This window comes from Aeromonas sp. Y318-1 (assembly GCF_027706125.1).
GTDB lineage: Bacteria > Pseudomonadota > Gammaproteobacteria > Enterobacterales > Aeromonadaceae > Aeromonas > Aeromonas hydrophila.
Map to the genome: position 1 here is coordinate 16743 of NZ_JAPDCM010000024.1, position 15739 is coordinate 32481.

Consider the following 15739-nt stretch of genomic DNA (forward strand, 5'->3'; position numbering starts at 1 on the left):
AAAATCACGTTTCTGACAGGCCAAAATAGCCCAATACCCGGTCCAAATCTGCCAAGTTCTCGTAACTTATTACTAACTTACCGCTATCCTGTTTTCCCGGCTGAAGTTGTACCTGATTGCCAATTTTTTCTGAAATCTGGCGCTCGAGATAACCAAACTGGGGATCACGGACGGGCTCGACCTTGGCTTTTGCCGGTTCCAACGCTTTTTGCACCAGCTTCTCGGTATCTCGCACTGTCAGCCCCTTCTGGGCCACCAGTTTCGCCAGTTCGGACTGGGCCTGGCCGCTCAGCGCCAGCAGTGCGCGAGCATGGCCCATGTCGAGGTCGCCGTGCTCGACGAAGCGCTTCACATCGTCGTTGAGCTGATTGAGGCGCAGCAGGTTGGTGACCGTGGTGCGGGACTTGCCCACCGCCTCGGCCACCTGCTGATGGGTCAGTTCGAATTCGGTCAGCAGTCGCTGCAGGGCGACCGCCTCTTCGATGGCGTTGAGATCCTCGCGCTGGATGTTCTCAATCAGCGCGATGGCGACGGCCGCCTCGTCAGGCACGTCCTTGACCAGGCAGGGCACCACCTCGAGGCGGGCCAGCTGGGAGGCGCGCCAGCGCCGCTCACCGGCGATGATTTCGAAGGAGTGCTCGCCAAGCGGACGCACCACGATGGGCTGGATCACCCCCTGGGCACGGATGGAGTTGGCCAAGTCTTCCAGCGCATCCTGCGACATATCCTTGCGCGGCTGGTACTTGCCGGATTGCAGCCACTCCACCGGCAGCTTGCGCAGCTCGCCCTGGTTGGTCGGGGCCATGGCCTGCTCGGTGCGCTGGTCGCTCATCACCTGTTTCTGGCGCGCGGCCGTGCTGGTACTGAGCAGAGCGTCCAGCCCCTTGCCCAGCCCACGTTTTTTCGGCGTCATATGCTCTCTCGGTCTGCGATGGTCACCTGACGTTCCTGCTCCTGACGGCGCAGGATCTCGCCAGCCAGAGCCAGATAGGCCTTGGCGCCCACCGATGATTTGTCATAGTGCATGGCCGGCGCACCGAAGCTCGGCGCCTCAGCCAGTCTTACGTTGCGGGGAATGATGGTGCGATAGACCTTGTCCCCGAAGTGCTGTTTAAGCTGATCGGACACATCATTGGCCAGCCGGTTGCGGTGATCGAACATGGTGCGCAGCACCCCCTCGATCTTCAGCTCCGGGTTGACCACGGCTGCCAGCTTGCTGATGGTGTCGACCAGGGCGGTGAGCCCCTCCAGCGCATAGTATTCGCACTGCATGGGCACCAGCACGGAATCGGCGGCGGCCATGGCGTTGACGGTCAGCATGTTGAGAGAAGGCGGGCAGTCGATGAAGACGTAGTCGTATTTGTCCCGTACCGAGGCCAGCGCATTGCGCAGGCGGATCTCGCGGGCGAAGAATTCCATCAGCCGGATTTCGGCTGCGGTCACGTCGGCGTTGGCGGCGATCAGGTGATAGCCCCCGGAGGTTTCGGGGATGATCACCTCGCCGATGGGGGTGTCCTCGATCAGCAGCTCATAGGCGGTGCGCTCGACGTCGTACTTGTCGACACCGCTGCCCATGGTGGCATTGCCCTGCGGATCCAGATCGATCACCAGCACCTTGCGGCGGGTAGCGGCCATGGAGGCGGCCAAGTTCACACAGGTGGTGGTTTTACCCACTCCACCCTTCTGGTTGGCTATGGCGATGACTTTTCCCACACTGTCCCCTAAATGAAACTGCGACCCTATTCGGGCTGGATATGTTTGAATTCCAGCAGATGACGTTCGCCTTCCAGCTCCGGTACCACCAGTTGATGGGAGGCGACCAGATGGATGTTGGCGGGCAACTGGGCCAGCTCCTGCTCGGGGAATTGTCCCTTGAGCGCCAGGAAGCTGCCCTGGGCCGACGGCAGATGGTGACACCAGCTCAGCATGTCTTCCAGCGAGGCGAATGCCCGGCTCAGCACGCCGTCAAATCCGACCTCGGGCTGATACTCCTCGACCCTGGATTTGACCGGCGTCACGTTGGTCAAACCCAGCTCCAGGATCACCTGGCGGATGAAGTTGATCCGCTTGCCCAGGCTGTCCAGCAGCACGAATTGCTTGTCCGGGTTGATGATCGCCAGCGGCAGGCCGGGCAGGCCCGGGCCGGTGCCCACATCGATGAAGCGCTCACCGTGCAGGTGCTGGCTCACCACCAGGCTATCGAGGATATGCTTGACCAGCATGGCGTCCGGATCTCGTACCGAGGTGAGATTGTAAGCCTTGTTCCACTTGTGCAGCAACTCGACAAGCTGAACCAACTGGGTCTTTTGGGTATCGGTGATAACAATTCCGGCCTGCATGAGCAGGCCGTTCAATCTTTCCAGCATGTTTTGCAACGGTAGGATCCTCAGGCGGTTTTACGCAGCAGGCCGTGTTTTTTCAGATGAACCAGCAGGATGGAGATGGCCGCTGGGGTGATGCCTGAGATGCGGGATGCCTGACCTATGGTCTGCGGCTTGGCATCGTTGAGCTTGGCGATCACCTCGTTGGAGAGGCCGTTGACGTCGCGGTAGTTCATGTCCAGCGGCAACAGGGTGTTCTCGTTGCGCAGCTGCTTCTCCACTTCGTCGTGCTGGCGTTCGATGTAGCCGGCGTACTTGATCTGGATCTCCACCTGATCGGCGGCTGCCGTATCGGGCAGGGCCGGACCGACCCCCTCGATGGCCATCAGGGCCTCATAGGTCACCTCGGGGCGACGCAGCAGCTCTTCCAGGCTCTGCTCGCGGGTCAACGGGGTGTTGACCAGAGCATTGACCGCCTCCAGCGACGGATGCTGCGGGTGGATCCAGGTCGAGCGCATGCGCTGACGCTCCTGCTCCACCTGCTCCATCTTGGCGTTGAACTTGCCCCAGCGCTCGTCGTCCACCAGACCCAGTTCACGGCCGATGCCGGTCAGACGCAGATCGGCGTTGTCTTCGCGCAGCAGCAGGCGATATTCGGCGCGACTGGTGAACATGCGGTAGGGCTCGCGAGTCCCCAGGGTGGAGAGATCGTCCATCATCACGCCGATGTAGGCCTGATCCCGGCGCGGATGCCAGGCATCTTTCTCCTGCGCCCGCAGACCGGCGTTCAGACCGGCCAGCAGACCCTGGGCTGCCGCCTCTTCATAGCCGGTGGTGCCGTTGATCTGGCCGGCGAAGAACAGGTTTGGAATGCACTTGCTCTCCATGTTGGCCTTGAGATCCCGCGGATCGAAGAAGTCATACTCGATGGCGTAGCCGGGACGGGTGATGTGAGCATTCTCGAAGCCGCGCACGGAACGGACGATCTGCACCTGTACGTCGAACGGCAGGCTGGTGGAGATCCCGTTCGGGTAGAGTTCGTGGGTGGTCAGGCCTTCCGGCTCGACGAAGATCTGGTGCGCCGTCTTGTCGGCAAAACGGGTGATCTTGTCCTCGATCGACGGGCAGTAACGCGGTCCAATCCCCTCGATCACCCCGGCGTACATGGGGCTGCGATCCAGGTTGTTGCGGATCACCTCGTGGGTGCGCTCGTTGGTATGGGTAACGTAGCAGGGTACCTGACGTGGGTGCTGGCTGGCGTCGCCGATGAAGGAAAAGACCGGACGCGGTTCGTCGCCGTACTGGACCTGCATCACCGATAAATCGACACTGCGGGCATCGATGCGCGGCGGTGTGCCGGTCTTGAGACGATCGATGCGCAGCGGCAGTTCCCGCAGGCGCTGGGCGAGGGCGATTGAGGGAGGATCCCCGGCGCGGCCGCCCTTGTAGTTCTCCATCCCGATGTGGATCAGGCCGTTCAGGAAGGTGCCGACGGTCAGTACTACCGTCTTGCCACTGATGCGGATCCCGCTCTGGGTGACCACGCCGGCAACCCGATCCCCGTCCATGATCAGATCGTCACAGGCCTGCTGGAAGATCTTCAGGTTGCGGTAGTTCTCCAGCATCTGGCGTACCACGGCCTTGTACAGCAGGCGATCCGCCTGGGCACGAGTGGCGCGCACTGCCGGTCCTTTGGAGGAGTTGAGGGTGCGGAACTGGATCCCGCCAAGATCGATGGCGCGCGCCATGATCCCGCCGAGGGCATCTACTTCCTTGACCAGGTGTCCCTTGCCGATCCCGCCGATCGCCGGATTACAGGACATGTGTCCCAGCGTATCGATATTGTGGGTCAGCAACAGGGTATTCAGCCCCATCCGGGCTGCCGCTGTTGCTGCTTCGGTTCCTGCATGACCGCCGCCAACGACGATCACATCAAATTGTTCATGGTATTGCATTGGGGATCACCTTGATCTGCATGCCTGAAGATCTTTATTTGCCTGGGCTGAAGGGCGGAACATTCTATCTGTTTCACGCCCTGAGGGGAACGTCTACTTAGCGTTCAGTATGGAGGGAGGATCCACTAAATAGATCTTAAGGATCTTTAGATCGATCTTTTATTGGATCTTTTATTAGGATCCATCACTTCTGTTGATAAGCACTTTTTGATCATAAAGATCATCGTGTTAAAGATGATCCCAGGTTGTGGAAAAGCTTGGATCCTGGCCCGGTGAACTGGGGGATAACAAGGGTTTTTATACACAGAGGCTTGCCGCTCTGGATCTCATACATGGATAACTATAGGTTTTACAGAGTTTTACACCATAGTTATACACATTTTTCGGCGGTGTTGTGGGTAACGGCGTAGAACAACTTATCCGGATCCATCTGTTAATAACCTGGTGGATAGCGATCTGGGGATAAGCGGGGAGATCAAGGCCTTTTTTACCGGATCTCCCACCCCCGTTCAGGCGATCAATGCCAACCAGTCCCGGATCCAGCCTTCAGCGGCATCTTCCGGGATCTCGTGCTGGGTCACGTCGATGTCCAGACGATCTCCAATCCGGCTGGCGCCGCACTCGGCCAGCAGTCGATCCAGCGTCTTGCCGCCCTGGCAAAAGGTGTCATAACTGCTGTCACCCAGCGCGATCACGCCATATTTCAATGTTTTAAGATCCGGATGCTGCTCGGCAAGATCCTTGGCGAAGGGCTGCAGGTTATCCGGCACATCGCCGGCGCCGTGGGTCGAGGTGACCACCAGCAGTATGGCTTCTGGCTCGGCGAGCACCTCGGCCAGGCTGGCCGGATTGTGGATCTCGGCCTGATGGCCTGCCTGTTCCAGCAAGCTGGCGACGTGGTCTGCGACATATTCGGCGGCTCCCAGCATGGAACCGACGACGAGATTGAGTTTGGCCATGGAATGGATCCTGATTTCAGACGAAGCGAGGGAAAGCCGGATTCTACCGCCAAAGGGTGTGGATAAATATGGATAAAGCTTGGGGATAATGGATCCTCGGTGCTTTTGTCCCATCAATGGGGATCCCCGACGCTCCGTTGACGCCTTCTTGCCGACTGGCAGAAAAAGATCTGTTCCCCCTCTTCATATGCTGCTCAATCGACGCCTTGATACGTTAAGTAACAATGCAGATGCAAATGATTAGCAATTATTGAATCGATTCGATCATGGCTCCTGTAGTAGCATGTCGCTGCTTTATTCGCCTGAGGAACCGGGCTACCGGCATGACCGGGCACCAATAATAAGAAATCAGAAACAACTCATTGATATTTGAGACACTTACTATGATTGCGCAAAAAGACACCCCCATCGCAGCAATGCGAAAGAGAGGCGCACAGCAACTGTTGCCGCTCTCCTGCCTGTTGGCCAGCCTGCCCGTGCTGGCGGCCGAACAACCGAAAGAACTGCCCAAAGCCAGCGAGACCATGGTGGTCACCGGCACCGCCATGAAGGTGGAAGTGCCGATGGCCGAGACGCCTCGCGCCGTCTCCGTAGTCAACCGCGAGGACCTGGATCAGCACGCCGTGCAGCAGCTTGACGAGTCCCTGCGCTACCGCTCCGGCGTGCTCAGCGGCCTCTATGGCTCCGACAACAATACCGACTGGTTCAAGGTGCGTGGCTTCGATGCAGCCTCCTATCTGGACGGCAACCGCCTGTTCGGCACCGGTTACTATGTCTGGACGCCGGAGCCGTTCGGCCTGGAGAGTGTGGAAGTCCTGAAAGGGCCGGCCTCGATCCTCTACGGCGAGGCGCCTCCCGGTGGCGTGATCAATGCCATCAGCAAGCGGCCGACCGCCACCCCGCAGGGGCTGCTGGATCTGCAGCTGGGCAGCCGGGATCACCGCCAGATCGGGGTGGATGTCTCCGATGCGCTGACCGACAACAGCCGCTACCGCATGGTTGCTCTCTATAAAGAGCGTGACGGCGTGCTGGATGGTACTTACAACGATCGCGTCTATCTGGCGCCGAGCGTGACCTTCGATCTCTCGGATCGTACCAGCCTGACCCTGCTGGCCAGCCTCCTGCACGACGAAGGGGTGCCAACCAACGGCTTCTTCCCGGTTTACGGCACCCTCAATACCAGCGGTGGCCAGATCGATCCCAGTACCAACCTGAGCCAGCCGGATTACGATCGCAACCGCAACACCCAGATCTCCACCGGTTACGAGCTGGCCCACCAGCTCAACCAGACCTGGGAGTTCAAGCAGAACGTCCGCTTCAACTACAACGATCTGCTGCTGCGCCAGACCTATATCTTCCCGACCTATGAAGGCACCACCGCCTTCCGCGGTCTGGTCTATCGCGATGGCACCACCAAGAGCGCCACCATGGACAACCAGATGGTGGGTTACTGGAACACCGACAGCACTGAGCAGACCCTGCTGCTGGGGGTGGATCTGCAGCGCCATGTCAATGAAGGCCAGGAGGCCGACAACTACGGCATGGGCTCCATCAATACCATGAACCCGGATTACAGCGGCTTCCCCGGTTTTGATGAATCCACCGCCACCCACCAGAAGAGCACCAAGGGCCAGAGCGGTCTCTACGCCCAGCACCAGATCCGCTGGGACGATCGCTGGTTGCTGACCGGCGGCGGTCGCTTCGACTACGTGGAGACCCACAACATCAGCGAAGCCAAGGGCAAGAACGAGAAGCAGTATGATCACGAGCTCTCCCTCTCCGGCAGCCTGATGTACCTGGCCGACAACGGTCTCTCTCCTTATATTGCCTATGCCGAGTCGTTCGAGGTGCTGCCGGGGATCGACCCCAACACCAGCCAATCCTACAAGCCGCTCAAGGGCACCCTGTACGAGACCGGCGTCAAGTATGCGCCGAGCTTCCTCGATGGCTACATCAACCTGACCCTGTTTGATCTGGAGCAGACCAACTCGCTGGTCTCCACCGGTTCCGGCCAGCAGACCCAGGCCGGTGAAGTGACCTCCCAGGGCGTCGAGCTGGAAGGGAGCGTGCAGGCCACCGAGGCGCTGCGCCTGACCGCCGCCTACACCTATACCGATGCCAAGACCAACGACACCGGCAAGGGCGATCGCCGTGCCAGTCTGATCCCGCGCCACCAGGCCTCCTTCTGGGGCAACTACAAGGTGCAGCAGGGTCCGGTCTCCGGTCTGGAACTGGGTAGCGGCGTGCGCTATGTCGGCTCCAGCGTCGGCATAGGCGCCGTGAATGCGGACTACACCCCCATCTATGGCTCGGCCGAGGTGCCGGCCCATACCGTGTGGGATGCGATGATCGGGTATGACTTTGCCAAGAACTGGCGGGCTCAGCTCAACGTCAACAACCTGCTGGGTGATACCTACGTGGCCAGCTGCGACTACTACTGCTACTACGGCGAGCCGCGCAGCGTAGTGGGCAGCATCAACTACCGCTGGTAATCGAAGTCGGGCGGGAACCGGGTTCCCGCCCTTCTTTTCATCTGCAGTTGCTCTGCTTTCTCTGGAATACCGGTCCGTTATGGAACTCTTGTCTCTGGTTTATCGCCAATATCGTTGGCCCTTCATCGCCATTACCCTGCTCAGCCTGCTCAGTGCCGTCAGCGGGATTGGTGTCATTGCCTTTATCAATCAGTCTCTCGTCGAATCAGTTGGCGATCCGCTGCCGGTGCTCGGTCAGCTGATCGGCCTCATTTTATTGCTGCTGGTGATCACGCTCGGCTCTCAGCTGGCGCTGACCACCCTCGGCCATCATTTCGTCTACCGGCTGCGCGGCCGCCTGCTCAAGCAGTTGCTGGATACCGATGTCGCCCGCCTGCGCCAGATTGGCCAGGGGCCGCTGCTGGCCTCCCTCTCCAGCGACATCGGCCAGATCACCATCGCCTTCGTGCGCCTGCCGGAGCTGGTGCAGGGGCTGGTGCTCACCCTGGGGTCGGCCCTCTACCTCGGCTGGCTGTCGCCGGCCCTGCTCGGCGTCACCACCCTCTGGGTCACCTTCACCATGGTGGTGGGCTGGCTGCTGGTAAACCGGGTCTATCGCCATCTCTCCCACATGCGTCAGGCCGAGGATCGGCTCTATCAGAACTATCAGGCCATCATCGCCGGCAGCAAGGAGCTGGCGCTCAACCGCGAGCGGGCCCACTTCGTCTACCACCAGCTTTATCAGCAGAATGCACAGGACTACCGCCAGCAGATCATCCGCGCCGACACCTATCACCTGAGCGCGGTGAACTGGTCGAATATCATGATGCTGGGGGCCATCGGTCTGGTCTTCTTCCTGGCCAACGGGCTGGGCTGGGCCGACACCCAGGTGGCCGCCACCTTCGCGCTGACTCTGCTGTTCTTGCGTACCCCCTTGCTGCAGGGCATTGGCGCCCTGCCGACCCTGCTCTCTGCCCAGGTGGCGTTCGACAAGATAGCGGCGCTCAATCTGGCCGCGCCGGACGCCGACTTCCCGCTGCCGTCCGCACCCCGCATCTGGCAGCGCATCGAGCTGGAGCAGGTGAGCTTTCACTATCAGGGGGAGGGCGGTTTCGCCGTGGGTCCCATCAATCTGGTGATCGAGCGGGGGGAGCAACTTTTCATCATCGGTGGCAACGGCTCCGGCAAGTCGACCCTGGCCATGCTGCTGACCGGCCTCTATCAGCCGGTATCGGGCCGGATCCTGCTGGATGGGGAGCCGGTCACGGATCGCAACGCCTATCTGGCGCTGTTCTCCGCCATCTTCACCGACTATCACCTGTTCCAGCACCTTCTGGGGCCGGAACCCAAGGATGAGCTGGTGGCCGAGTGGCTGGATCGGCTGCAGATGGGCAGCAAGCTCACCATCGAAGATGGCGTCATCGCCGATATCGACCTCTCCCAGGGGCAGCGCAAGCGGGTCGCCCTGCTGCTGGCGCTGGCCGAGCAGCGCGAGGTGATGCTGTTCGACGAGTGGGCCGCGGATCAGGATCCCCAGTTCCGCCGCATCTTCTATCAGCTGTTGCTGCCGCGCCTGAAGGAGATGGGCAAGACCGTGATCGCCATCAGCCACGACGATCTCTACTTCTCCCAGGCCGACCGGCTGCTGGAGATGCGCCAGGGCCGGCTCAGCGAGCTGACCGGCGAGCGGCGCGAGCTGGTGAGCCGCGATGCGGTCGCCCATCTGGATTGTGACTTGAATGCAGAGGTGCCGGTTTGAACCCGGCCAACAGGAACCGCTTATGTTTGAGATGAAATCAGCCAGCTTCGCGGTCAATGACCGCACGCTGCTGCACCCCACCGATCTCTGTTTCGAGCAGGGCAAGGTCTATGGCCTCATCGGCCACAACGGTTCGGGCAAATCCACCCTGCTCAAGCTGCTGGCTCGCCAGCAGCCGCTCAGTGACGGCGAGATCCTGTTCGATGACAAGCCGCTGCCTGCGTGGGGGGCGCGCGACTTAGCCCGTCAGGTGGCCTATCTGCCCCAGCATCTGCCGAGCGCCGAAAACCTGCTCGGACGGGAGCTGGTGGAGATGGGCCGCTACCCCTGGCGTGGCCTGCTGGGCCGGATGGGGGCGGAGGATCACCGCCAGGTCGAACGGGCCATCGCGCTGACCCATACCGAACGCTTTGCCGACCGGCTGGTGGATACCCTCTCTGGCGGCGAGCGGGGGCGGGTGTGGCTGGCCATGCTGCTGGCCCAGGAGAGCCGTTTCATCCTGCTGGACGAGCCGCTGGCCGCGTTGGACGTAGCCCATCAGGTGGAGGTGCTCACGCTCGTCAAGCAGTTGAGCCGTCAGCTCAAGCTCGGGGTCATCATCGTCATTCACGACATCAACATGGCCTCCCGCTTCTGCGATCGGTTGGTGGCGCTGCACTCCGGCCGCCTGCTGACCCACGGCGAACCCGAACAGATCATGACCGGCGAGACCCTGCACGCCATCTATGGCATCCCGATGGAGGTCATTCGCCACCCGGCCCATGACCACGCCATCGCCATCGTTTAGATAAGGCTTGTTATCTCGATGATCTTATTCAAGAAAGTTGGCTGGTTCTGCTGCCTCTTGGCTCCGCTCATGTTGCAGGCCGAGCCAGCGATGCCTGCCGCTGCAGACCTTTCTCAAGCCGATGCTGTGAAGTCGGTACCCCGTATCGCCACCGTCGACTGGACCATAGCCGAAACCCTGCTGGCGCTCGGGGTGACGCCGCTGGCGGTGGGGGATGTCGGTTCCTACCGCGCCTGGGTCGGCGAACCGCTGCTGCCGGCCGCCGTGGTGGATATCGGCCAGCGTGCCCAGCCCAACCGCGAGCTGCTGGCCGAGCTCAAACCCGATCGCATCCTCATCTCGCCGCTGGCGGCCCCGCTGGCACCGACCCTCTCCCGCATCGCGCCGGTACAATCCATTGCGCTCTACGAGCCGGATGCCGATCTATGGCAGCGGCTGCATGAGGCGACCCTGACCATCGCCGCGCTGGTGGACAAAACCGCCGAGGCCGAGCAACTGCTGGCCGGGCTGGACCAGGATCTGGCGCAGATGCGGGCGGCGTTGCCTGTCGATCTGCCGCCCCTGCTGGTGGTGCAGTTCATCGATGAGCGCCATGTGCGGGTATTTGGCCGCCACAGCCTGTTCGAGGCGGTGATGCAGCGGCTCGGCCTGCGCAATGGCTGGCAGGGGGAAACCAATGCCTGGGGCTTTGCCGTGGCCAGCCTGGAGCAGTTGATGGCGCTGCCGCAAGCGCGACTGGTGGTGGTTGATCCGATCCCGGTCGGGGTGAGCGAGCGGCTGCAGGATCCCGGTCTGTGGCAACAGCTGCCACAGGTGAGGGCGGCGGCAGTGTTGCATCTGCCTGCGGTGTGGAGTTTTGGCGGCGTGCTGGCGGCGCGCCGCTTCGCCGTGCAGCTCAGTACTGCGCTGCAGCGGGATGGGCAAAGCGGGGAGGGGCTGCAATGAACCGGATTTTTCCATTGCCGCTGCGACTGCCTGTCAGCCTGCTGCTGGGGCTGACACTGGCGCTCGCCGGTTGGGAGCTGGCCGGTCAGTTGCCGGTGGCGCGTTGGCTGGCGACCCTGTTGTCACCGGATCTGACCGATGCCAGCCAGGCGGTGGTTCACTTCAGCTGGCTGCCGCGTCTTGCCATCTGCCTGCTGGCCGGCGCCGCCCTCGGGCTGGCTGGCACCCTGATGCAGCAGGTGCTGCGCAATCCGCTGGCCTCGCCCACCACCCTGGGGGTGGCCTCCGGTGCCCAGCTGGCACTGATGATGGTGACCCTGTTTGCCCCCTCCTGGCTGCTGCTGGGGCGGGAGTGGATCGCCATGGCCGGCGGCAGCCTCGCCATGGGGCTGGTGTTTGCCCTGGCCTGGCATCGCCAGCTCAATCCGGTGGTCATCGTCTTTGCCGGGCTGGTGATCAACCTCTATCTGGCGGCCATCAGCATGGGGCTCCTGCTGTTCTTTCAGGAGGAGCTGAAAGGCTTGCTGGTGTGGGGCAGTGGCTCGCTGGTGCAGAACAGCTGGAGCGGGGTGAGCTACCTGCTGCCCCGTCTGCTGCTGGCTGGCGTGCTGGCCGCGGTGCTGGTGCGCCCGCTGGCGGTGCTGGAGCTGGATGATGCCAGCGCCCGCAGTCTGGGGGTCTCCCTTCAACACCTGCGTTTCGCCGGGCTGGGGCTGGCGGTGTTTGTCACCGCCTGCGTGGTGAGCGTGGTGGGGCTGATCGGCTTCATCGGGTTGGCGGCGCCCGCCCTGGTGCGCTTGCTGGGGGTAAGAAAACTGGCCCTGCGGCTGCTGTGGGCCCCGCTACTGGGCGCTCTGCTGCTGGCGGCCACCGATCTGCTGCTGCAATCCCTGAGCCGCAGCGGCTCTGTACTCATCCCAACCGGCGCCATGACGGCCCTGCTGGGAGCGCCACTGCTGCTGGGGCTGATCCCGCGCCTGGGTATCAAATCGGGCACGCCGAAGGCGAATGCCGCCCTGCTGGTGGCCCGCCACCCGGCACCGGTCCGCCTTGTCGGCCTGATGTTGATGGGGCTGGTATTGGCGGTGATCGCTTCCCTGCTGTTTGGACAGGGGATGGACGGCTGGCACTGGCCGAGCTGGCTGCGCTGGCAGGCCCAGCTGGAGTGGCGGCTGCCGCGCACCCTGGCGGCCGGTGCGGCGGGCGTGTTGCTGGCGCTGGCGGGCACCCTGCTGCAACGGGTCAGCAGCAACCCCATGGCGAGCCCCGAGCTGCTGGGGGTGAGTGGCGGCACCTTCATGGGGGTGATTGCCACGGCGCTGCTGCTGCCCGCCCTGCCGCTGCCCATGATGCTGGCCGGCGGCCTGCTCGGTGCCTTCGGTTGTCTGCTGCTGTTGCTGCTGGTCAATCGCAGCCACGGCTTCCAGCCGGAGCGGCTGCTGCTCTCCGGCATCGCCATCACGGCGCTGTTCGAGCCGCTGCAGGCCATCGCGCTGGCCAACGGTGACCTGCGGGTGCAGCAACTGCTCTCCTGGATGTCCGGCTCCACCTATTACGTCACCCTGCCGATTGCCGGCGGGTTGGTCGTGCTGGCGCTGACGCTGCTGGCAGCCTGCCTGCTGCTCAGTCGCTGGCTCGATCTGCTGCCGATGGGGCCGGCGGTGGCCGCCGCGCTCGGCATTCGGCTCAACTGGGCCCAGCTCGCCATCCTGCTGCTGGTGGCCGTGCTCACCGCCAGCGCGACCCTGGTGGTGGGGCCGCTCTCCTTCGTCGGCCTGCTGGCACCGCACATGGCCAAACTGATGGGGCTGGTGCGGGCACGCTGGCATCTGCTCGGTGCCGCCGTCTCCGGCGCCCTGCTGATGGTGTCGGCGGACTGGATTGGCCAGCAGATCCTGTTCCCGCAGGAGGTGCCGGTGGGGCTGGTCTCCACCTTGTTAGGGGGCGCTTACTTCATGTGGTGCCTGCGCCGCCTCTAGGTTGGTGGATGAACAATGCACAAAAAAAGCCCGGGATGAACCCGGGCTTTTTATTGCCTGCCGTGCGGCGTTATTTGCCGATGCAGAATGTAAATAATTTATTATCTTCAATATGTTAGTGACTTTTCGGGGGCCACTTGGGGTAAAAGTAACTAAAACAGCATATTGAGAGGCCGCTCACGGGTTTCTGCCATCGTGCAGCGTTCCCACATAGTCCATTCTCGATCGTGCAGCCTTCCCATATGAATCAACGCGATGCCACCACACGCAGTCAAAGCCGCCTTTTAAGTGAGTTTTGAACATATTTTGAACCGACTATAGCACCGTCCGGAACCTGGAAAGCCGCTTTACTCTTCGAACCGTGCAAGTTTCCCATAGGTAGTTTGGCTAACCGTGCAGTCATCCCACATACCGCCATTTTAATCCCAGCCCTTTATCAGCCTGGCTGAGCGGGCTTTTAGGCCCTCTAGAATGGTGCTGCTGATGGTATCGGGGAAGCCTGCTGGCAATTGCTGTGTAACGCGCTCAATAACATCATCAACGGAGTTGGCCAGTTCTGTCAGGATCTCTTCCATAGCAGAACGCTCAAATCCCACAGCTTTCGCCGTTTGGAAGAAATGACGCGGGAATATCTGCTCAATGGCGTACTTCTTTCCCTTGCTGCTTGCTAGGCCCATAGCGAGCTTGGCGTCCCTTCGGTTGAGGCCTCGGCCGCCAAATACTGGATAGACAGATAGGATGTCGTAAAAAGGGGTCAGGCGAAAACGCCCTTCCGGCTCAATAAAGACCGAGAAGTTTTTTGCATGGCCATCGGTGGCCGCCAGCAGCCAGAACAGGACCTGAGATTTCATGAATAGGTAGCGATCCTGTTCTGGTGTCGCAGAGCCCAGCAAGGTTTTCATGATGTCAGTGATCCCCGGTCCTCCATGGTTCTCGTATTTCCGTGCTGACGGAACATTCAATACCTGACAGAAATCTTCTTGGGGAAGGCGCATGATCCAACTGCGATCGGCAGCGTAACGTCTGTCGAAGCGTTCCACAGCCAGTGCTTTGACCTGGCCAACCTGCATCATGAAGCAGTGAGGTACGGGTAGACCAAACTCCTTGGCAATCAGAGTGCAGAGATATTCGTTTTCTACGCTCTGGGAGAGGTCTATCGAGTAGGAGTGGCTTTCAATCTTGCCGATAGGGAGTTTGATTATGTGGGTTGTCGGCGTTGCATTGAGTGGCAAGTACCAACGGCCATCGAGATAGAGCAGTGCAGTCTTTTCTTGCGCCCCGGCGATAGAGATCCGGAACTCCTCTTGCTCCCTGACCATCCCCAAAGGGATTCCTGATTTGTAGCTGGTCAGGATCTGCTCGAGCTCGTCATCGGAAAGTGCCTTGTAGTCGATTCGCCTGACATCTGGAACATCGTGCCCTTCGGTAACCAGCTGTAATGCCCCTACGCTATCCTGGCCAATGCAACTGAGCAGATCGAAGGGCTGGGTTGATGCCGCTTGATAGCGTGCTACAACCCTGTTTCTCACCTCCGTATTATCTGGCAGCAGGTTGTCGAAGAAGTTATAGGCTTCATCGCCCCGGTAGGTCTGATGGCGCAATGGCATGGAGAGTGAGATCGGACGGCTGCCCGGTTGTGCTAGCCATGACTCATGGTACTGAAAATGATGGGCGCCGCTGGTAGTTTTGGTGAATGTGCCTACCCGATAGCCGTTCATATAGACAGCCAGATTGGCCATTACCACTCCTCCTTCCAGCCCGATGCCGGACTCTCGGATGACTCATTGCGGGGTTTGATATCCACTGACAACTCGAGTGCCGCGAGGATCTTGAACAGGGTCTCCAGCTTGGTGGACTCAGGGTTGAGCTCGAAGCTGGAGACTGTGTCTTGCCTAATCCCTACTTTCTCGGCCACTTTGCCTTGAGAGAGCTTTTGAGAAAGCCTGGCATCCTTGATACAGGCGCTCAGCTGCTTGGCGCTGGTTACTTTCATGATTCGACAACCTGGTAGCGTGCCTTCTTCCAATTTACACGCTATGGCAGGTATATCAATATTTACCTGTTATAGGAGGTAAATGTAACTTACACGCTGTAGGCGGTATCTAACATTTATCCCCTATAGCGGGTAAGAGAACAGCAGACGGGGAGATTACCAAGCCATGGGGTAAAGAACTGCCGCGCTACGCTTGGCTGCTGGCTTGTTCGGTGAGTCGAAAAGATGACTCACCTCAAAGCCCAGCTTCTGTAGATTTCCTCCTTTGGCATCCCATTCAGCAGATCAGGAATGGTGAGCAACGTCGCTTAAATACTCAAATACAACTCAAAAGCGACTTTGTGATGACGGATCACACTTAAAGTTTGTGCTGTCAGATCAAAAGGCTATCGAAAGGTTGTGTTTCGATCGTCATGTGGTGGTTCTAAAAAGGTATACCCCATTAAAACCACTTAATACCCTCTCGAAAATCATATTGAAACCACTTATATTGTGTCGTTTTCAGAAGACGGCTGCACTGAACGTCAGAAGCCGACTGCACTATAGCAGCGGAGGGGTTGGATCCATCAG

12 protein-coding genes are annotated in these 15739 nt (G+C 60.5%); 5 read left to right on the forward strand and 7 right to left on the reverse strand.

The annotated features are described in order from the left end of the window. Positions 1 to 4: 4 nt before the first annotated feature. From OKB87_RS22710 to mioC, 5 genes are all read right to left on the reverse strand, one after another. Entirely contained in the window at positions 5 to 913 is a 909-nt protein-coding gene (locus OKB87_RS22710) for a ParB/RepB/Spo0J family partition protein (RefSeq protein WP_011707915.1), read from the reverse strand. Then, positions 910 to 1713, reverse strand: coding sequence for a ParA family protein (locus OKB87_RS22715; protein WP_139749249.1), 804 nt, complete (start codon positions 1711 to 1713; stop codon positions 910 to 912). Before OKB87_RS22715 ends, OKB87_RS22710 begins: the two co-directional genes overlap by 4 nt. Positions 1714 to 1739: 26 nt before the next feature. Further along, positions 1740 to 2366 (reverse strand): 16S rRNA (guanine(527)-N(7))-methyltransferase RsmG, encoded by a 627-nt coding sequence (gene rsmG / locus OKB87_RS22720; RefSeq protein ID WP_085734434.1) that lies wholly within the window; start codon positions 2364 to 2366, stop codon positions 1740 to 1742. A gap of 20 nt (positions 2367 to 2386) precedes the next feature. Next, positions 2387 to 4276: a tRNA uridine-5-carboxymethylaminomethyl(34) synthesis enzyme MnmG gene (mnmG, locus tag OKB87_RS22725; RefSeq protein ID WP_270828580.1), complete on the reverse strand. Its 1890-nt coding sequence runs from the start codon at positions 4274 to 4276 to the stop codon at positions 2387 to 2389. 509 nt (positions 4277 to 4785) lie between these two features. After that, on the reverse strand, positions 4786 to 5235 hold the full coding sequence (gene mioC / locus OKB87_RS22730; RefSeq protein ID WP_029302499.1) for an FMN-binding protein MioC: 450 nt from the start codon (positions 5233 to 5235) through the stop codon (positions 4786 to 4788). Positions 5236 to 5618: 383 nt separating this feature from the next. Between mioC and OKB87_RS22735 the strand changes: the two genes are divergently transcribed. From OKB87_RS22735 to fhuB, 5 genes are all read left to right on the forward strand, one after another. Next, complete coding sequence (locus tag OKB87_RS22735; protein WP_270828581.1) at positions 5619 to 7727, forward strand: TonB-dependent siderophore receptor; 2109 nt, start codon at positions 5619 to 5621, stop codon at positions 7725 to 7727. 79 nt (positions 7728 to 7806) lie between these two features. Beyond that, complete coding sequence (locus tag OKB87_RS22740; protein ID WP_270828582.1) at positions 7807 to 9465, forward strand: multidrug ABC transporter permease/ATP-binding protein; 1659 nt, start codon at positions 7807 to 7809, stop codon at positions 9463 to 9465. A 22-nt stretch (positions 9466 to 9487) separates the two neighbouring features. Next, entirely contained in the window at positions 9488 to 10252 is a 765-nt protein-coding gene (locus tag OKB87_RS22745; protein WP_270828583.1) for an ATP-binding cassette domain-containing protein, read from the forward strand. 18 nt (positions 10253 to 10270) lie between these two features. Next, positions 10271 to 11197: an ABC transporter substrate-binding protein gene (locus tag OKB87_RS22750; RefSeq protein ID WP_270828584.1), complete on the forward strand. Its 927-nt coding sequence runs from the start codon at positions 10271 to 10273 to the stop codon at positions 11195 to 11197. Then, positions 11194 to 13176 (forward strand): Fe(3+)-hydroxamate ABC transporter permease FhuB, encoded by a 1983-nt coding sequence (fhuB, locus tag OKB87_RS22755; protein ID WP_270828585.1) that lies wholly within the window; start codon positions 11194 to 11196, stop codon positions 13174 to 13176. The genes OKB87_RS22750 and fhuB overlap by 4 nt, the downstream gene beginning before the upstream one ends. Positions 13177 to 13595: 419 nt before the next feature. On the opposite strand, the gene OKB87_RS22760 is transcribed toward fhuB, so the two are convergent. Together OKB87_RS22760 and OKB87_RS22765 are read right to left on the reverse strand one after the other, a co-directional pair. Continuing rightward, entirely contained in the window at positions 13596 to 14915 is a 1320-nt protein-coding gene (locus tag OKB87_RS22760; protein ID WP_047437768.1) for a type II toxin-antitoxin system HipA family toxin, read from the reverse strand. After that, the gene (locus tag OKB87_RS22765; RefSeq protein WP_017410478.1) at positions 14915 to 15169 is read right to left on the reverse strand and encodes a helix-turn-helix domain-containing protein; all 255 of its coding nucleotides are present in this window, start codon (positions 15167 to 15169) and stop codon (positions 14915 to 14917) included. The genes OKB87_RS22760 and OKB87_RS22765 overlap by 1 nt, the downstream gene beginning before the upstream one ends. Positions 15170 to 15739: the final 570 nt, after the last annotated feature.